Below are 18511 nucleotides of genomic sequence, written 5' to 3' on the forward strand. Positions count from 1 at the left end.
ACGCGGGGGAGCGGACGCTTTACCCGCTAAAGTGGCACCGTCGCGACTGGCGTTGAGGTGGGCCACCACCGGGGAGCGACCGCTTGGCGGTATTCGACCGTACGCCTGGGTCGATGCGGTATTCACGCGGACTCGACCGAGCCCGCGGCATCCGGAAGCCATCGTCAAGGAGATCGCATGACCGATCAGTACTTCAACGCCCCCCTCTCCGAGGTCGACCCCGAGATCGCCCAGGTGCTCGAGCGTGAGCTCGACCGCCAGCGCAGCTTCCTCGAGATGATCGCCTCCGAGAACTTCGTGCCCGTGTCGGTGCTGCAGTCGCAGGGCTCGGTGCTCACGAACAAGTACGCCGAGGGCTACCCGGGTCGCCGGTACTACGGCGGCTGCGAAGAGGTCGACGTCGCCGAGTCGCTCGCCATCGAGCGCGCCAAGGCCCTCTTCGGCTCCGAGTTCGCCAACGTGCAGCCCCACTCCGGCGCCACCGCGAACGCCGCCGTGCTGCACGCGATCGCCCGCCCCGGCGACACGCTGCTCGGCCTCTCGCTCGACCAGGGCGGCCACCTGACCCACGGCATGAAGATCAACTTCTCGGGCCGTCTGTACGACATCGTCGCCTACGGCGTCGACCCCGAGACCTCGCTCATCGACATGGACGAGGTACGCCGCCTCGCCGTCGAGCACAAGCCCAAGGTCATCATCGCCGGCTGGTCGGCCTACCCCCGTCAGCTCGACTTCGAGGCGTTCCGCGCGATCGCCGACGAGGTGGGCGCGTACCTGTGGGTCGACATGGCGCACTTCGCCGGTCTCGTCGCCGCGGGCGTGCACCCGAACCCCGTGCCGCACGCGCACGTCGTGTCGACCACGGTGCACAAGACGATCGGCGGCCCCCGCTCGGGCCTCATCCTCACCAACGACGCCGATCTCGCCAAGAAGATCAACACCGCGGTCTTCCCCGGCCAGCAGGGTGGTCCGCTCATGCACGTGATCGCCGCCAAGGCGACCGCGTTCAAGCTCGCCATGACGCCCGAGTTCAAGGAGCGCCAAGAGCGCACCCTGCGCGGCGCGTCGATCATCGCCGACCGCCTCACGCAAGACGACGTCATGAATGCCGGCATCGCCGTGCGCTCGGGCGGCACCGACGTGCACCTCGTGCTCGTCGACCTGCGCGACGCCGAGATCGACGGCAAGCAGGCCGAAGACCTGCTGCACGAGATCCACATCACTGTCAACCGCAACGCGGTTCCGAACGACCCGCGTCCGCCGATGGTGACCTCGGGCCTGCGCATCGGCACCCCCGCGCTCGCGACCCGCGGCTTCGGCGACGCCGAGTTCACCGAGGTGGCCGACATCATCGCCCTGGCCCTGCAGCCCGGCGCCGAGCTCGAGGCCCTGCGCGCGCGTGTGGCCGTGCTGGCCGACGCCTTCCCGCTGTACCCCGACCTGAAGCAGTGAGCCGCGGCCGGGACGGCCGCCGCGTCGCGCGGCGGTTCGTCCCGGCACCCGCCCCGCGACGCACGGCGGCGGGGTCGCGGCATCCGCTGCCGCGTTCCTGCGCCGGGTGTGTCGCGACGTCGCGGGTCCGGCATCCCGATGCCTCGACCACCGACCCCCACGCATAAACGCCGTCCATGCGCATAAACGCGCAGAGAGAGTGTTTCTGCGCAGCAAGAGCGTTTATGCGTCCTCGAACACCCCCGCACGACGATGACCGACACCAGGAAGAGGGATGCCATGACGGCGACGATTCTCGACGGCAAGGCCGCTTCGGCGGCGATCAAGGACGAGCTCGCCGAGCGGGTGGCGGCCCTGCGTGAGCGCGGGGTCGTGCCGGGCATCGCGACGGTGCTCGTCGGCGCCGACCCGGCCTCGCAGCTGTACGTGGGGATGAAGCACCGGCAGTCCGAGGCGATCGGCATGAACTCGATCCAGGTGGAGCTGCCCGCCGAGGCCACGCAGGCCGAGGTCGAGGCCGTCATCGACCAGCTCAACGCCGACCCCGCCTGCCACGGGTACATCGTGCAGCTGCCCCTGCCGAAGCACATCGACACCGACGCGATCCTCGAGCGCATCGACCCGGCCAAGGATGCCGACGGCCTGCACCCCACCAACCTCGGTCGCCTGGTGCTGAACGTCAACGCGCCGATCACCACTCCGCTGCCGTGCACGCCGCGCGGGGTCATCGAGCTGCTGCTGCGAGGCGGCTACGACCTGAAGGGCAAAGAGGTCGTCGTCGTCGGCCGCGGCGTCACCATCGGCCGCTCGATCGGGCTGCTGCTGACCCGCCGCGAGATCAACGCGACCGTCACCCTCACCCACACGGGAACAGTCGACCTGGCGAAGCACCTGCGTCAGGCCGACGTGATCGTCGCCGCCGCCGGCGTGAAGCACATCGTGCGCGCCGAAGACGTCAAGCCGGGCGCCGCGGTGCTCGACGTGGGCGTCACCCGCGAGACCGACCCCGAGACGGGCAAGTCGCGCGTCTTCGGTGACGTGCACCCCGACGTGGCCGAGGTCGCCGGGTTCGTCTCGCCGAACCCCGGAGGCGTCGGTCCGATGACCGTGGCGCTGCTCATGACGAACGTCGTCGAGGCCGCGGAGCGTGCCACCGCCCTCTGACGGTGAACCGCTCGGTGCCGCCGGTTGAACACACGGCGCGGCGTACGCAAGAGGCGGGCGCGAAGCCCGGCGACGTGGGATCGTAGAGACATGACTGAGTCAGTGCTGAACGACCTCCTCCGCCGCGTCACCGAGAGCGGTCTGCTCGACGACGCCCAGATCGACGAAGACAGCGTCATCGGCGTGGGGCACCTGGATGCCGCCGGCGTCGAGGTGGAGGTCGACCTCGACCCCGAGCTCGACGACGAGAGCGACTCCGACCTCGACGCGATCATGGTCGCGCTCAAGGACGTGTTGTCGGTGAGCGAGGACCGCTGGCGCGCGATCGTCGAAGAGGTCGCGAGCGACATCGAGGACGCCCTCGACGATGACGAGCTCAGCGCCGACATCGACCTGCGCACCGACCTCGAAGCGATCGGGGTGGGCGTGTTCGCCGACGCCATCATCGTCGTGTTCGCCGGCCAGACGTCGTTCCCCGACGCGCTCGTGCACGTGCAGCTGACCCCCGAGCTCGAGGTCGAAGACATCGAGATCATCGGCGACGACGAAGAAGACGACGAAGAGACCACCGAGGGCTGATCCTCGAGACGACAAGAGGGACCGAGCCGCGCGGCTCGGTCCCTCTTGTCGTTCTGCTCGGGCTGCGGTCAGACGATCGCGGCGCGGAGCGCGGCCGCGGCGGCGCCCACGTCGGGAGCGCTGTAGATCGCGCTGCCGGCGACGGCGACCTGCGCGCCCGACTTCTGCACGTCGGCGATGCTCGCGACGGTGACGCCGCCCGCGACCGAGAACGGCACCCCGGCCGCTTCGCCATCGCGCAGCAGCGTGCCGAAGGTGAAGCCCTCTTCGGCCTGCTCGTCGAGGCCGGCGTGCATCTCGACGAACTCGGCGCCGAGGGCGATGACCTCCCGCGCGCGGGCGGGCTTGTCGGCCACCCCGATCAGGTCGACGACGACGCCCTTGCCGTGCTTCTTGGCCGCGGTGACCGCGCCGACGATCGTGCTGTCGCCGGCCGAGCCGAGCACGGTGACGAGGTCGGCACCGGCGCCGAAGGCGATGTCGGCTTCGAGCTCACCGGCATCCATCGTCTTCAGGTCGGCGAAGACGATCTTGTCGGGGTGCGCCTTCTTGATCGCGGTGATGGCCGACAGGCCTTCGCTCTTGATGAGCGGCGTGCCCAGCTCGAGGATGTCGACGTGGGGCGCCGCGGCGGCGGCGAGGTCGAGGGCGGCCTCGGTCGTGAGGGTGTCCATGGCGAACTGCAGCTTCATGCGGGTGTCCTTACTTTCTGCGGTGGGGAGGGAGGAATCATTCGAGGTTCGCGTGGCGCGGCCAGAGGTCGTCGGCCGAGAGTCCCGAGCGCTGCCACAGCGCGTCGAAGATCGCATCGCCGACGAGCACGACGGCCTGCTCGAAGAGACCGCCCGCGTACTGCGTCGAGGCGGCTCCCGAGCGGTCGAGCTTGTCCGCGGCGGGAACCACGACGAGCGCGTCGGCGGCGCGGCCGAGCGGCGAATCGGCGGCCGTGGTGATCGCGACGATGCGCGCGCCGACCTCGGTCGCGGTGTCGGCCGCGCGGACGATCCCCGCCGTCGTGCCCGAGCCGCTCGCGGTCAGGAGCGCGTCGCCGGGGCCGATGGCCGGGGTGGTGGTCTCGCCGACGACGTGCACGTCGAGGCCGAGGTGCATGAGGCGCATCGCGGTCATGCGCAGCGCCAGGCCCGAGCGACCGGCGCCGAAGACGAAGACGCGGTCGGCGTCGGTCAGCACGTCGAGGACGCCGTCGAGACCGGCGGGCTCAGTGACGAGACGGTCGACGACCGCGGTCAGCTCGCCGGAGATCCGGGCGAGGGAGTCCGCGATGCGGGCGTCGGATGAGGTCATGCCTCCATGCTCCGCCTCGCCGGGCGTGACCGTCGCCGGTCGATGGCACGGGCCTACCTACCCGAACGGGTAGGTGCCTGCCGGTGGGCTAGGTTAGGCGCGTGAGTGAGTCACCCGAACTGTCGTCGACCGCGTCGCGCGCGCTCGTCATCGAACACGAACGCATCGTCGCCGAACAGGCCGACCGTCACGCGGTGACCCTCGAGTCGATCCTGGCGATCCTGCGGTCGGCGCGACTCGACGATCGCGCCGCCCGTGCCCTGGCCGTCGAGACCGCGGCCGCCGCCCTCGTCGTTCTGCGCACCTCGACCGACCAGCAGCGCAGCGCCCTGCTCGAACCCGTGACCGGCGCGTTCGCGCGGCTGCGCACCGACCTGCGCCCGCTCGTGCGACACGGCGACCTCGACGTGCAGTTCGTCGAGCCGCCCGCGACCGGACGCGCCCTGCCCGGCGAGGTCGCCCACGAGGCGCGGGCCATCGTGCGCAGCGCCGTGCTGGCCCTGCTCGACCGGGGGACGCCCCACCGCGTGCGCATCCAGTGGGATTGCGACGGACTCAACCTGCTGATCGGCATCCGTGACGACGGGGCGGGCACGCTCACCGCCCACGACGATTCGCTCGGACCGATCGTCGAGCGGGTGAGCGCCCTCAACGGGGCGTTCGACGTCGCGTCGACGCCCGGGTGGGGCTCCGAGCTGTCGGTCGTTCTGCCGCTCGATCCGCCGCCGCGGCCCGACTTCCTCGACGAGGCGGTCGACCTCAGCCCCCGCGAGAGCGAGGTGCTCAGCCTGGTCGTCGCGGGTTCGCGCAACCGCGCGATCGCCGAACGTCTGGGGATCAGCGAGAACACGGCGAAGTTCCACGTGTCGAACCTGCTGCGGAAGGCCGGCGTCTCCACGCGTGCGGAGCTGGCGGCGCTGGGGACGGCGCGCGCTCAGTAGCTCTCGCGCAGACCCCCGCGCGGGCTGATGAAGCGCGCGGCCAGGGCTTCCGACGCCCGCGCCAGCAGCGCCACGTCGGCCCCCACCGCGACGAAGTCGGCGCCCGCGTCGAGATAGGCCTCGGCCACCGCCGGGTCGAAGGCGTTCACGCCGACCGGGGTACCGGCATCCCGCGCCGCGGCGAACACCGCGTGCACCGCCGCCACGACCTCGGGGTGCGACTGCTGCCCCAGGAGCCCCATGGACGCCGACAGGTCGGAGGGGCCGACGAAGACGGCATCCACCCCCTCGACGGCGGCGATCTCGGCCGCGGCGGCGACACCCGCGGTGGTCTCGATCTGCACCGTCAGCGACACGTGCTCGGCGGCCTCGGCGAGGTAGCCGTCGATGCGGTTCCAGCGGGCGCTGCGGGCCAGGGCACTGCCCACGCCGCGCACGCCCTGCGGCGGATACCGGGTCGCCGCGACGGCGGCCCGGGCCTCGTCGGCGGACGAGACCATGGGCACGATGAGGCTCTGCGCGCCCACGTCGAGGACGCGTTTGATGGTGACGACGTCGTTCGCGGGCACGCGCACCACGGGGGTGATCGGGTAGGCCGCGACGACCTGCAGCTGCACGAGCACCTGCTCGATCGAGGTCGCCGAGTGCTCCATGTCGATGAGCAGCCAGTCGAGGCCGGAACCGGCGGCCACCTCGGCGACGACGGGATTGCCCGTGCAGAGCCACATGCCGGCGAGCGGACGATCGGATGCCGCCAACGCGGCCCGGAAGGTGGGGGTCAGACGAAGCGGCACGAGATCGTTCCCATCGGTCCGTAATCGCACAGCACGTCGTCGCCGCGCGACACCCACATCGGGCGTGTGAACGATCCTGCCAGGATGATCTCGCCCGCCTCCAGGCGCGCGCCGTGCTGGTGGAACTTGTTGGCGAGCCACGCGACGCCGGTCGCCGGGTGACCGAGGACGCCGGCGGCGACCCCCGTCTCCTCGATCTCGCCGTTGCGGCTCAGCACGCCGGGGACCCAGCGCAGGTCGATCTCGTCGGGGCGTCTGTGCACGTCGCCGAGCACCATCGCGCCGTACGCGGCGTTGTCGCTGATCGTGTCGACGATCGTGCGGCCCTCAAGCTCGATGTGCGAGTTCAGCACCTCGAGCGCGGGCACGGCGTAGTCGATCGCGGCGAGGGCGTCGTCGAGCGTGCAGTCGGGGCCTTCGAGCGGCGCCTTCAGCACGAAGGCGAGCTCGACCTCGATGCGCACGTTCGAGAAGTGGTCGACGGGGATCGCCGCCCCGGAGTGGTGGACGGTGTCGTCGAACATCACGCCGTAGTCGGGCTCGGTGATGCCCGTCGCCTGCTGCATCGCTTTGGACGTCAGGCCGATCTTGCGCCCCACGAGCGTGCGCCCCGCGGCGATCTGCGTATCGCGCCAGCGGCCCTGGATCCGATACGAGTCGTCGACCGTGGCATCCGGGTACCTCGCCGTGATGCGCGGGATGACCGCGTGGGCGCGGTCGGCCTCGGCGAGCTCGGCCGCGATGGCGTCGATCTGTGCGTCGGTGAGCATGCTGTCCTTCTTGCGTCGTGCGGACGTCGTCCCGATTGTGGTCAGAGCGCGTCCCTGTTTTTGCGGCGTGGGTCCCACTTTTGGTTGCTTGGAGAGGCCTCAGCCAGCCATAAGTGGGACGAGGTTCGGTGGGGCGGGTCGTGTCCCACTTTGTGCGGGGCGTGTCCCACTTTTGGTTGCTTGGAGAGGCCTCAGCCAGCCATAAGTGGGACGCGGTTCGCGGGGCGCCTGCTAAAGCTGGTTGCCGAGCTTGAACTCGGCGGAGGGGGTGGCGGATGCCGCGTCCTCGGGCGCGCGGGTGTAGCTGAAGCCGTCGGCGCCGATCGTCACGGCCATCTCGGACGAGTCCTCGCGGGCGCGGACCGGCTGCGGGCGGCCGTCGAGGTCGAGCACGAGCGAGCCCTCGGTGTACCACGACGGCACGACGGGGTTCCCCCACCAGTCGCGGCGCTGGTTGTCGTGCACGTCCCACGTGATGACGGGGTTGTCGGGGTCGCCGGTGTAGTAGTCCTGCGTGTAGATCTCGACGCGGTGGCCGTCGGGGTCGCGCAGGTACAGGTAGAACGCGTTCGAGACGCCGTGGCGGCCGGGGCCGCGCTCGATGGCATCCGATCGGCGGAGGGCCCCGAGCTTGTCGCAGATGGCGAGGATGTTGTGCTTCTCGTGCGTCGCGAAGCACACGTGGTGCATGCGGGGGCCGTCGCCGCCGGTCATGGCGGTGTCGTGCACGGTGGGCTTGCGGCGCATCCAGGCCGCGTAGACGACGCCCTCTTCGTCTTGGATGTCCTCGGTCACGCGGAAGCCGAGCGACTGCATGAAGTTCACCGCGCGGGGCACGTCGGGGGTGATCTGGTTGAAGTGGTCGAGGCGCACGAGCTCGCCGGGGGAGTGCAGGTCGTAGCGCCACGAGAGGCGTTCCTGGTGCTCGGTGTCGAAGAAGAACTCGTACGGGAAGCCGAGCGGGTCGACGACGCGCACCGAGTCGCCGATGCCCTTCGTGAAGCCGCCGGGCTCCCGACGCACGTCGCAGCCGAGCTCTTCGTAGAAGGCGACCGCCGCGTCGAGGTCGTCGGACGAGCGCACGCGGTACGAGAACGCGGCGACCGCGGCGACCTCGCCCCGCCGCAGCACCAGGTTGTGGTGGATGAACTCCTCGGTCGAGCGCAGGTAGATCGCCTCGTCGTCTTCTTCGGTGACGTGCAGACCCAGCACGTCGACGTAGAAGACCCGGGATGCCGCGAGGTCGGTGACCACGAGCTCCATGTAGGCGCAGCGCAGGATGTCGGGCGCGGGGGAGGAGGGCGTGGGGATGGGGTTCTCGGAGACGATGGGGGCTTCCTGGGTCACCCAGAACCCCGAGGAGGTCTTCTGTTCTTCGGTGTGCTTTGCCATGGTGCGCGTCCTTGCGTATGACGAGTGGGGGATGGGGCGGGGGCGGGGTCAGTGCGCCTTGCCGAAGGTGGGGTTGTGGGCACCGCCGAGCGTGATGTGCACGGCCTGCTGGTCGGTGTAGAAGTCGATCGAGCGGTAGCCGCCCTCGTGTCCGAGGCCCGAGGCCTTCACCCCGCCGAAGGGGGTGCGGAGGTCGCGCACGTTGTTGCTGTTGAGCCACACCATGCCCGCCTCGACGTTCTGCGCGAACAGGTGCGCGCGCTTCAGGTCGTTCGTCCACACGTAGGCGGCCAGCCCGTAGCGGGTGTCGTTCGCGAGCGCGAGAGCCTCGGCATCGGTGTCGAAGGGCGTGATCGCCACGACCGGGCCGAAGATCTCCTCCTGGAAGATCCGCGCATCGGGGGCGACGTCGGCGAACACCGTGGGTCGCACGAAGTTTCCCTCGTCGAACCCCTCGGGGCGGCCGCCGCCGGCGACCAGGCGCCCCTCGGTCTTGCCGAGCTCGACGTACGACATGACCTTGGCGTAGTGCTCGGGGTGCACCAGCGCCCCGACCTCGGTCGCGGGATCGTCGGGGTAGCCGACGCTCACCCGGTCGGCCTGCGCGGCGTAGCGCTCGACGAACTCGTCGTACACGGAGCGCTCGACGAGGATGCGGCTGCCCGCGGTGCAGCGCTCGCCGTTGAGCGAGAAGACGCCGAAGATCGTGGCGTCGATCGCGGCGTCGAGGTCGGCGTCGGCGAACACGATCGCGGGGCTCTTGCCGCCGAGCTCCATCGACAGGCCCTTGAGGAAGGGGGCGGCGTTGGCGAAGATCAGCTGCCCGGTGCTGCTCTCGCCGGTGAACGAGATGAGCGGCACGTCGGGGTGCTTCACGAGCGCGTCGCCGGCGTCTTCGCCGAGCCCGTTGACGAGGTTGAACACGCCCTCGGGAAGGCCCGCCTCCTCGAAGATGCCCGCCCACAGCGACGCCGACAGGGGCGTGAACTCCGCGGGCTTGAGCACCACGGTGTTGCCGGTCGCAAGAGCGGGGCCCAGCTTCCACGACTCGAGCATGAACGGGGTGTTCCATGGGGTGATGAGCCCCGCGACGCCGATCGGCTTGCGGTTGACGTAGTTGAGCTGGCGACCGGGGACCTTGAACGCGTCGTCGGTCTGCGCCACGATCAGGTCGGCGAAGAAGCGGAAGTTCTCGGCCGCTCGACGCGCCTGGCCGAGGGCCTGGGTGATGGGCAGGCCCGAGTCGAAGCTCTCGAGCTCGGCGAGGCGCTCGTCGCGCGACTCGACGAGGTCGGCGATGCGGTGCAGCACGCGCGAACGCTCGCGCGGCAGCATGCGCGGCCACGGGCCCTCGGTGAAGGCCGTGCGCGCGGCGGCGACGGCGAGGTCGATATCGGCCTTCTTGCCGGCGGCGGCCGAGACGTAGGTCTGGTTCGTCACCGGGTCGAGCACGTCGAAGGTGTCGCCGTCGACCGAGTCGACGAAGGCGCCCCCGATGTAGTGCTGGATGCGCTCGGGCAGGTCGGCCGGGATGCGGCGGGTCATGGATGCTCCTTCGTTGGAGGGGCGGATGCCGGTGGCATCCGGAATCAGAAAGCGGGAAGGCCGAGCACCTGGTCGGGGTGCTCGTGGATCATGTACGCGTCGAGGGTGGCCGAGCGATGGCGCCGCGACGCCTTCTCGATCTCGGCGAGCGGGGCGCCGGTCTCGATGAGAACGAGGATGTTCTCGTGCTCGCGCACCGATTCGGCGGCGCGTCCGGGCACGAAGCTGAACGTCGAGTCGCGCAGGTGCCCGAGCCGTGCCCACTCGGCCTGCACCAGCTCGAGCATGCGCGGGTTGGCGCACTTCTCGAAAAGGATGGCGTGGAACTCCTGGTTCAACGCGGTGAAGGCGCGGGGATCGAAGTGCTCGAGCGTCTCGACCATGAGCTCGTTCACCTGCCGCGCGCGACGCACGTCGTCGGTGGCGAGCGCCCGGGCCGACAGGGCGGTCGCCGCCCCCTCGAGCAGGCTCAGCGCCTGCATGCTGAAGCGGTACGCGGTGTCGTCGACCATCGAGACGCGGGCGCCGACGTTGCGCTCGAACATCACGAGTCCCTCGGCCTCGAGCTGACGGATCGCCTCGCGCACCGGCACGACGCTCATGTCGAGCTCGCCGGCGATCGAGCCGAGGACCAGGCGGTAGCCGGGGGTGAACTCCTGCGACGCGATGCGCTGCTTGATCCACTGGTAGGCCTGCTGCGACTTGCTCTTCGTCGCCGGGGTCGTGACGTCTCTCATGAGCGCCCCTCGCTCTCGTAGCGCGCGCGCCATTCGGCGTTCATCGGGAAGAGCCCGTTCACGGGGTGACCGGATGCCACCTGCTGGGCGACCCACGCGTCTTCGGCCTCTTGCGCGAGGGCGGAGTCGACAACCTCTTCGGCGAGGGCGGGAGGAACGACGATGACGCCGTCGCCGTCGCCGACGAGGATGTCGCCGGGCTCGACGGTGGTGCCGCCGCAGCCGACGGCCACGTCGGTCTCCCACGGCACGTGCCGGCGGCCGAGGACCGCGGGGTGGGGGCCGGCGGTGAACACGGGGATGCCGACCGCGGCCACGGCCTCGGCGTCGCGGACGCCGCCGTCGGTGACGATCGCGGCGGCCTTGCGGGCGTGCGCGCGGATCGCGAGGATGTCGCCGAGGGTGCCGGATCCGGTCTCTCCGCGCGCCTCGATGACGATGACCTCGCCCTCTTCCACCGCGTCGAACGCGCGCTTCTGGGCGTTCTGGCCGCCGCCGTGCGCGGCGAAGAGGTCTTCGCGGTGGGGGACGAAGCGCAGGGTGCGGGCCGTTCCGACGAACCGGCTGCCCGGGGTCAGCGCGTGGACGCCGTCGATCGTGACGTCGTTGAGGCCGCGCTTGCGCAGCTGTCCGCTGAGGGCCGCGACGGGAACGCGCGAGAGCTTGTCGCGGAGGGCGGCGGTGAGGACGGGGGCGGCGGGCACGAGCCCGGCGGCCTCGGCCGACCCCCACGCCTCGGTGCGCTGGGTGTCGTCCACCGCGGGCAGGGAGCCGAGGGCGGCGTCGAAGGCGCGGTCGCCCTGGACCACCGCGGTGCGGAGTCGGCCGGTCGACAGGGAGCCGGCATCCACCTGCACCTCGACGACCTGGCCCGGCGTGACCACCGACGAGCCCGCGGGGGTGCCGGTGAGGATGACGTCGCCCGTTTCGAGGATGAAGTGCTGAGACAGGTCGGCGACGATCTGGGCGAGGGGGAAGAGCAGGCCCGCGGTCGAGTCGTCTTGTACGAGCTCGCCGTCGACCCAGGTGCGCAGGCGCAGGGCGGCGGGATCGACGTCGCGGGCATCGATCAGCGCGGGACCGAGCGGGGTGTAGCCGTCGCCGCCCTTGGAGCGGACGTTCGATCCCTTGTCGTTCGCGCGCAGGTCGTACAGACCGAAGTCGTTCGCGGCGGTGACGGATGCCACGTGCGCCCAGGCGGCATCCGGAGTCACCCATCGGGCGGGCTCGCCGATCACGAGCGCGATCTCGCCCTCGAAGGCGAGGAGTTCGGTGCCGGCGGGGCGCACGATCTCGGATCCGGAGGCGGCGAGCGAGCTCGACGGCTTGAAGAAGTACGACGGGGCGGCCGGGCGGCGGCCGCGCTGGTCAGCGCGGGACGTGTACGAGAGGTGGACGGCCACGATCTTTCCCGGGCGGCCGCCGAGGGCGGTGAACCGGGGGTCAGCGGTGTCGTTCATGGAGCTCCCTTGCGTCGTATCTGAAATCGTATACGATGACGAACGCCCCAGCAACACCACGCCTCGTCACCGACGACGACGTCCCGGGGCCCGACGATGACGTCTCGAAGGAGTCCCCATGTCCCGCTCTCAGCCGCAGGGCTTCACGCCCACCGGCACGATCTCCACCACGAAGGACCGCCGCCGCGTGGTCTTCGCCACCGTTGTCGGCACCACCGTCGAGTGGTACGACTTCTTCCTCTACGCCTCGGCCGCGGGCCTGGTCTTCGGCCAGCTGTTCTTCGCGCCCGCCGGCCCCGGCATCGCGCAGATCCTGGCGTTCCTCACCGTGGGTCTGAGCTTCCTGTTCCGGCCCCTCGGCGCCTTCCTCGCCGGCCACCTCGGCGACAAGTACGGTCGCCGCGTCGTGCTCATGCTGACCCTGATCATGATGGGCGCCTCGACCACGCTCATCGGCGTGCTGCCCACCTACGAGGTGATCGGCGTCGCCGCCCCCGTGCTGCTGATCCTGCTGCGCGTGCTGCAGGGCATCTCGGCCGGTGGCGAGTGGGGCGGCGCGGTGCTCATGGCCGTCGAGCACGCCCCCAAGACCAAGCGCAGCCTGTTCGGCGCCTCGCCGCAGCTCGGCGTGCCCCTCGGCCTGCTGCTCGCGAGCGGCATGCTCGGGCTGATGGCCCTGATCGCCCCCGGCGACGCGTTCTTCGCGTGGGGATGGCGCGTGCCGTTCCTGCTGTCGTTCGTGCTGATCCTCGTCGGCTACTACGTGCGCCGGAAGGTCGAGGAGAGCCCGGTGTTCGTCGAACTCGCCGAGCGCAAGGAGCAGACCCGCATGCCGATCGTGCAGCTGTTCCGCAAGCACTCGCTGCTCGTGCTCATCGCCGCGTTCGTCTTCGCCGGCAACAACGCCGTGGGCTACATGACCACCGGTGGGTACATCCAGCGCTACGCGACCAACCCCGACGGTCCCCTCGGTCTCGCGACCGCCGACGTGCTCGGCGCCGTGACCCTGTCGGCGGTGACCTGGCTCATCTTCACGTGGCTCGGCGGGTGGCTGGGCGACAAGATCGGCCGCCGCAACACGTACATCATCGGATGGATCTCGATGCTCGTGGCGATCGTGGCGCTGTTCCCGCTCGTCAACTCCGGCAGCATCGTGCTGCTGACGGTCGGCCTCATGCTGCTCACGGTCGGCCTCGGCCTGACCTACGGCCCCCAGGCCGCGCTGTACGCCGAGCTGTTCCCGGCATCCATCCGCTTCTCGGGCGTCTCGATCGCCTACGCTCTCGGCGCCATCCTCGGCGGGGCGTTCGCCCCGACCATCGCGACGGCACTCGTGGAGCAGACCGGAACGACCGTGTCGGTGACGGTGTACCTGGCGATCATGGCGGTGCTGGGCCTCGTCGCGACGCTGCTGCTGCGCGACCGCAGCGGCATCCCCCTCGGCCCCGACCACGAGGCCGAGCAGGAGGTCAGCCCGATCCGCGGGCTCTCGCGCGTCTGACCCGGTGAGAGAACGGCCTCGTCGCGCACAGCCGCGGCGGGGCCGTTCGTCGTGCGGGCGCGGGGGAACGGTCTCACCGGATCGCGCAGGGTGCGGCTCACAGCAGCGCCGCCAGGGCCATCATCGCGGTCGATCCACCCATCGCGGCATGGTGCGCGCGATCCGCGCGTGATCCGCTCAGCGCCCGGTGCGCTGAAGCGACGACGTGCGCGACGGCGAGGGCCACGCAGAGCCACACCAGGGTCGCGGAGCCGACAGTCATCCCGCCGTGGGCGTGGGCGGCGGCGGGGGCGGCGCCCGGGTCGCCGTGCGTGGTCGACGCGATCAGGGCGGCCATGACGACGAGCCCTACAGGGGTGTGGATGCCGTGACCGCCGCGCCCCGAGCGCAGCTGGCGCCCCGCGCTCACGACGAGCGCGACCCCGAGGAGGACGGCCGCCCAGACGATGGGAGGGGCCGCGTGCAGGACGGCGGAATCGATCATCGCGGCGGTCATGAGCGCCGACGTGGCGACCCGCTCTCGACGCTCCGCCGGGGGACCCGATCTCGCGCAGCACGCAGCGATCCCCGAGCAGAAGAGGGCGGCGCCGTGCGTCAGGACCTCCATCGTCATCGCGCGCCCTCGACCCGCGCGCCCTCGACCCGCGCGCCCGACGGCAGGACCGGGGTCCCATGTCGTCGGATTCTGCGCATGACGCGAGCGTAGGAAGAGGGGCGCCCCGGCGACAGGGATGAGGATCGATCGTGCGCGCACAGCACATTCGCGTGCACGGGTGGGCGAGGGGTCGCGACGTCCGTGCGCGGCGGCACGGCTCCTGCGGAATAGCTCTGCTTCTGGCCGGGGACCGTGACGTCAGCGACCGCCGACGCGTCGAGAGGACATCTGCCTCACCCGGAAAAGGTCGAGGGAACCATGTACACCGAGTCGGATGGCATCCGTGAGACCAGGAGGCTCGGACACGCGCGCTCGTCGGCTCCGGCGACGGAGGGTGGGGAGGAACCCGTGAACGTCACGGTCACTCCGTAACAGGTGAAGTACGCCGAGGACTCCCACGGCAGCCGGGCTCGCTGGCCGGGGGGACCGGGGCGCTCTCCCGACGAGAGGAAGACCCGGAAGGCGACCGCGTTCGTGTGCTCCTCGATGTCGTGGATGACCAGAGTGGGTCGGGAGAAGTCCAGGGCGTCCGCCCCCTCCGGGCTGCCATCCCATCGGTCGCCGTCGAGCGCGTCGAGAAGGGCCGTGACTGAGCCGGCCGTCGGTGAGTACAGCGCCCTGTCGAAGGGGTCCTCGACCGATGCCACCTGGCGCCAGAGGACGCCGTCCACGTCGGGGCCGTTCTCGTACTGGTGCCGAGCCCAGAGGTATGAGCCGGCCAAGACGACGGGGCCCATGATCAGGACACCGCACACCACCGTGATCCACCAGACGCGAGGCAACTTTCCCCTCGTCGCGAGGGTGCGCGGTTCGATCACGTGGGTACCCGGCGCATCAGCAGGCCCGCCGCGAGAACGACGACCCCCACGACGAAGATCAACGCTGCCACACCCATCGCGGCGGCGTCGTTCGGGAGCATCGAGCAGCCCGCGGAGGTGTCTTCGTACTCGCAGCTCCGCCACGGCTGGAAGAAGTACAGCACCACCACGGCGCCGCTGATCATCGCGATTGCGGTACCCGAGGCGATCAGGCGCGTTCTGGTCCCCATGCGTCACCACCGTACCGGCGGCCCGCGACGCCGGCGGGCCGGTCCGCCACGGGCGGTCGGCTCCTTGCGGCGTCCGGTCCCTAGATCGCCCGCTCCGGTGTCAGGATGCCGCGGGGATCCAGCGCGGCCTTGATCGCGCGCTGCACGTCGAGGGCCACGGCATCCTGCTGCCAGGGGAGCTCGTGACGCTTGACCGAGCCGATGCCGTGCTCGCCCGAGATGGTGCCGCCGAGCGAGAGCGCCAGGTGCGTGATGTCGTCGATCACCAGCTCCGCGGCGGCGTACTCGGCGGGGCTGTCGCCCGCCTCGACGGTCGGGTGCAGGTTGCCGTCGCCCGCGTGCGCGACGATCGCGATGCGCCGGCCGTGGCGCTGCGCCAGCTCGCCGATGCCGCGGAACACCGTCGCCAGCTGCGAGACCGGCACGCCGACGTCGCACGACACCCGCAGCCCCTGCGCGGTGAGCGCCGGGTTGGCGAGGCGCCGGGCCTCGAGCAGGCTGTCGGAGTCCGAGACCTCGGTCTCGACGGCGCCGTGCGCGCGACAGATCGCGGTGATCGCCTCGGCGGAGTCGTGGGCGGTGAGCCCGACGGTCTGACCGACCAGCATGGCCGCGCCGGGGGAGGGGAGGCCGCTCGGGTGGAACGCCTCGATGATCTCGACGCTGCGCGCGTCGATCAGCTCGAGCACCTCGGGGGCGGCGGGGCCCGACACGATCGCCGTGACCGCTCGGCCGGCGTCTTCGATGTCGTCGAAGCTCGCGCGGAAGGTGCGGGGCTGCCCCGGCGGCACGGGCTTGAGGCGCACGGTCGCCGCCGTGATCACGCCGAGCGTGCCCTCCGACCCGCAGAACAGGCTCGTGAGGTCGTAGCCGGTGGTGTTCTTGCGGGTGCGGGCGCCGGTGCGCATGATCCGCCCGTCGGCGAGCACCACCTCGAGGGCGGCCACGACGTCGGTGGTCACGCCGTGGGCGACGCAGCGCAGGCCTCCGGCGTTGGTGGCGATGTTGCCGCCGATCGTCGACCACTGCGCGCTCGCCGGATCGGGCGGGAAGAAGAGGCCGTGCGCGTGGGCGGCGGCATCCAGGTCGGCCGTGACGACGCCCGCCTCGACGTCGGCGAGACGGTTGTCGGCGTCGATCGAGACGATGCGGTCCATCGCCTCCAACGACACCACGAGCCCGCCCGCGTAGGCCACGGCCCCGCCGGAGAGCCCGGTGCCCGCGCCGCGGACGGAGACCCGGATGCCGCGGGCGTGCGCCCACGCCAGAGCGGTCGACACGTCTCCGGTCGAGGTCGCCCGCACCACGGCGATCGGCAGGCCCTCGGGCTGTGCGCGCGAGCTGTCGACGGCGTAGGCGGCGAGACTCGCGGGGTCGTCGAGCAGGCGCTCGCCGAGGGCGGCGCGCAGCTCGTCGAGGACGTCACCCGATTCACCCGTGCCGCCGCTCGGCGCGTCGAGGCCGTCGCCGGGGTCGCCGGAGCCTCCCGGAGCGGCGAGCCCGACGATGCTCACGAGTTCACCCGGATGATCTCGCGCTGGTACGGCGCGATCACGGTGCCGCTGATGCGCAGGTCGAGCAGCAGGAACGGCCGCTCGGCGGGGTCGCGCCGGGTCCACTCCGCCAGCGCGTCGAGGTCGGCGACTGCGCGCACCACCACTCCCTCGGCGCCGAAGCCGCGCGCGACGGCCGCGAAGTCGACCTCGGGGATGAGCATCGGCTCGCGGGCGAGGCCTTTGAGGCCGTACAGGTTGATCTCGGCGCCGTAGGCGGCGTCGTTCCACACGACGGCGATGCCGTGGCCGGCGGCCGTGCGTACCGCGCTCTCGAGGTCGGCGATGGCCATGAGTCCGCCGCCGTCGCCGGTCGTCAGCACGACGGTGGTGTCGGGGCGGGCCGCGATCGCCCCGGCGACCGAGGGGAAGCCGAGGCCGATCGACTGGTACGCGGTGCCGATCATCATGACGCGGTCGGGTGAGGAGACGGGCCAGTACATGTTCGACCAGCCGAGGAAGTGCCCGCCGTCCGACACCACGATGCGGTCCTCGGGGAGCAGCTCGCCGATCCGGGCGGCGGCGGAGCGCGGGTCGAGTCGGCCGTCGGGGGCCAGACCCTCGCCGCTCTCCTGCTCGCGCAGCGGCGCCACGTCGACGCGGTCGCGCCACCCCGACGACACCGCGCCGCGGGAGCGCAGGCGGTTCCCGATCTCATCGGCCGCCAGCGCGGCATCCGCCCGCACGAACCCGCCCACCTGCGCGTGCGTCGCCGTCGGCGCCACGTCGACCTGGAACACCCGCGTGCCGGGGGCGAAGAGCTCGCCGAAGCGCATCGTGAACTGGTTCAGCCCCGCGCCGAAGACGACGGCCACGTCGGCCTCGCGCACGAGCTCCATCGCGCCCTCGGCGCCGAAGCCCCCCGTGACGCCGAGGTCGTGGGTGGTGTCGGGGAAGATGCCGCGGCCGAGGGCGGTGGATGCCGTGATCGCCCCGGTCAGCGCGGCGAGCCGACCGAGCGCGGGGCCGGCGTCGGCGAGCCAGGCTCCCCGTCCGGCCAGCAGGAAGGGGCGCGCGGCGCCGGCGAGGGCGTCGGCGATGCGGTCGAGTGCGGCGGAGGCCGCGGGTCCCTGCGGGGGCAGGGGGGCGGGGATCGTCACGGTGCCGGCATCCGTCAGCGGCCCCGCTTCGCGCATGACCACGTCGTACGGGATCGCCAGCACGACGGGGACGCGGTACGTCAGGGCGTGCTCGAGGGCGATGAGCACGGTGGCCGAGGCGTCGCGATCGCCGACGGTGTACGTGCGGACCCCGACCGCCGACGCGAGCGCGACCTGGTCGACACCCCAGGGGCGCGGGCCCGACGTGGGCTCGTCGCCGACGACGAGGAGCAGGGGGATGCGCGCCTGGGCCGACTCGGCCAGAGCGGTGAGGGTGTTGGTGAAGCCGGCGCCATAGGTGGCGGTGGCGGCGGCGATGCGCCCCGAGGCGCGATAGTGCGCGTCGGCGGCGACCACTCCGCCGGCCTCGTGCCGCATCGCGGTGAAGGCCGCGTCGGTGTGGCGGTGCAGGGCGTCGAGGAAGTACGCGTTGCCGTTGCCCATCACGCCGAAGACGTGGTCGAGGTGGCGGCCGAGGGTGTGGGCGACGTGCGCGGAGACGATGGGCATGACGA

General features: G+C 71.4%; 18 protein-coding genes and 1 riboswitch. Of the genes, 5 read left to right on the top strand and 13 right to left on the bottom strand.

From position 1 onward, the window contains the following. The first annotated feature begins 32 nt into the window (after nt 1–32). A riboswitch (ZMP/ZTP riboswitch) is annotated at nt 33–118 on the top strand. A gap of 59 nt (nt 119–177) precedes the next feature. The 3 genes from glyA (at nt 178) to IFU19_RS09395 (ending at nt 3195) form a co-directional block, all read left to right on the top strand. Then, nucleotides 178–1452, top strand: coding sequence for a serine hydroxymethyltransferase (glyA, locus tag IFU19_RS09385; RefSeq protein WP_191915855.1), 1275 nt, complete (start codon nt 178–180; stop codon nt 1450–1452). Nucleotides 1453–1731: 279 nt separating this feature from the next. Then, complete coding sequence (locus IFU19_RS09390; RefSeq protein ID WP_191915856.1) at nt 1732–2616, top strand: bifunctional methylenetetrahydrofolate dehydrogenase/methenyltetrahydrofolate cyclohydrolase; 885 nt, start codon at nt 1732–1734, stop codon at nt 2614–2616. 90 nt (nt 2617–2706) lie between these two features. Further along, complete coding sequence (locus IFU19_RS09395; RefSeq protein WP_156458725.1) at nt 2707–3195, top strand: cytochrome C5; 489 nt, start codon at nt 2707–2709, stop codon at nt 3193–3195. Nucleotides 3196–3263: 68 nt separating this feature from the next. Here the strand turns inward: IFU19_RS09395 and hxlA are convergent, their stop codons facing one another. Further along, the gene (gene hxlA / locus IFU19_RS09400; RefSeq protein ID WP_055834260.1) at nt 3264–3887 is read right to left on the bottom strand and encodes a 3-hexulose-6-phosphate synthase; all 624 of its coding nucleotides are present in this window, start codon (nt 3885–3887) and stop codon (nt 3264–3266) included. A gap of 37 nt (nt 3888–3924) precedes the next feature. Next, the gene (hxlB, locus tag IFU19_RS09405; protein WP_191915857.1) at nt 3925–4500 is read right to left on the bottom strand and encodes a 6-phospho-3-hexuloisomerase; all 576 of its coding nucleotides are present in this window, start codon (nt 4498–4500) and stop codon (nt 3925–3927) included. A gap of 101 nt (nt 4501–4601) precedes the next feature. Here hxlB and IFU19_RS09410 point away from each other — a divergent pair, with 101 nt between their 5' ends. Continuing rightward, entirely contained in the window at nt 4602–5441 is an 840-nt protein-coding gene (locus tag IFU19_RS09410; protein WP_055936443.1) for a helix-turn-helix transcriptional regulator, read from the top strand. Here the strand turns inward: IFU19_RS09410 and IFU19_RS09415 are convergent. From IFU19_RS09415 to IFU19_RS09440, 6 genes are all read right to left on the bottom strand, one after another. After that, a complete protein-coding gene (locus IFU19_RS09415; RefSeq protein WP_191915858.1) occupies nt 5435–6235 on the bottom strand; it encodes an aldolase/citrate lyase family protein in 801 nt (266 codons plus the stop codon). The genes IFU19_RS09410 and IFU19_RS09415 overlap by 7 nt on opposite strands. Continuing rightward, nucleotides 6220–7005, bottom strand: a complete 786-nt coding sequence (locus IFU19_RS09420) for a fumarylacetoacetate hydrolase family protein (RefSeq protein ID WP_191915859.1) — start codon at nt 7003–7005, stop codon at nt 6220–6222. The genes IFU19_RS09415 and IFU19_RS09420 overlap by 16 nt, the downstream gene beginning before the upstream one ends. A gap of 231 nt (nt 7006–7236) precedes the next feature. Next, nucleotides 7237–8397 (bottom strand): 3,4-dihydroxyphenylacetate 2,3-dioxygenase, encoded by a 1161-nt coding sequence (hpaD, locus tag IFU19_RS09425; protein ID WP_192013514.1) that lies wholly within the window; start codon nt 8395–8397, stop codon nt 7237–7239. A 48-nt stretch (nt 8398–8445) separates the two neighbouring features. Beyond that, a complete protein-coding gene (hpaE, locus tag IFU19_RS09430) occupies nt 8446–9942 on the bottom strand; it encodes a 5-carboxymethyl-2-hydroxymuconate semialdehyde dehydrogenase (RefSeq protein WP_191915861.1) in 1497 nt (498 codons plus the stop codon). Nucleotides 9943–9986: 44 nt separating this feature from the next. After that, a complete protein-coding gene (locus IFU19_RS09435; RefSeq protein ID WP_191915862.1) occupies nt 9987–10679 on the bottom strand; it encodes a GntR family transcriptional regulator in 693 nt (230 codons plus the stop codon). Continuing rightward, entirely contained in the window at nt 10676–12139 is a 1464-nt protein-coding gene (locus IFU19_RS09440) for a fumarylacetoacetate hydrolase family protein (protein WP_192013515.1), read from the bottom strand. The genes IFU19_RS09435 and IFU19_RS09440 overlap by 4 nt, the downstream gene beginning before the upstream one ends. Before the next feature lie 118 nt (nt 12140–12257). On the opposite strand from IFU19_RS09440, the gene IFU19_RS09445 reads away from it, so the two are divergent. Further along, complete coding sequence (locus tag IFU19_RS09445) at nt 12258–13640, top strand: MFS transporter (RefSeq protein WP_055834288.1); 1383 nt, start codon at nt 12258–12260, stop codon at nt 13638–13640. A gap of 97 nt (nt 13641–13737) precedes the next feature. On the opposite strand, the gene IFU19_RS09450 is transcribed toward IFU19_RS09445, so the two are convergent. From IFU19_RS09450 to IFU19_RS09470, 5 genes are all read right to left on the bottom strand, one after another. Beyond that, nucleotides 13738–14253 (bottom strand): hypothetical protein, encoded by a 516-nt coding sequence (locus tag IFU19_RS09450; RefSeq protein ID WP_192013516.1) that lies wholly within the window; start codon nt 14251–14253, stop codon nt 13738–13740. Nucleotides 14254–14528: 275 nt separating this feature from the next. Further along, nucleotides 14529–15077, bottom strand: a complete 549-nt coding sequence (locus tag IFU19_RS09455; RefSeq protein ID WP_191915866.1) for a hypothetical protein — start codon at nt 15075–15077, stop codon at nt 14529–14531. Between the two features lie 32 nt (nt 15078–15109). After that, nucleotides 15110–15343 carry a hypothetical protein gene (locus tag IFU19_RS09460; RefSeq protein WP_191915867.1) on the bottom strand — a complete coding sequence of 78 codons (234 nt, stop codon included), beginning with the start codon at nt 15341–15343 and terminating at the stop codon, nt 15110–15112. 80 nt (nt 15344–15423) lie between these two features. Further along, on the bottom strand, nt 15424–16857 hold the full coding sequence (locus IFU19_RS09465; protein ID WP_342343399.1) for an FAD-binding oxidoreductase: 1434 nt from the start codon (nt 16855–16857) through the stop codon (nt 15424–15426). Beyond that, entirely contained in the window at nt 16854–18506 is a 1653-nt protein-coding gene (locus IFU19_RS09470; RefSeq protein ID WP_192013517.1) for a thiamine pyrophosphate-binding protein, read from the bottom strand. The genes IFU19_RS09465 and IFU19_RS09470 overlap by 4 nt, the downstream gene beginning before the upstream one ends. Between the last annotated feature and the right edge of the window lie 5 nt (nt 18507–18511).

This window comes from Microbacterium sp. CFBP 8794, from assembly GCF_014841235.1.
In the GTDB taxonomy this organism is placed as follows: Bacteria; Actinomycetota; Actinomycetes; order Actinomycetales; family Microbacteriaceae; genus Microbacterium.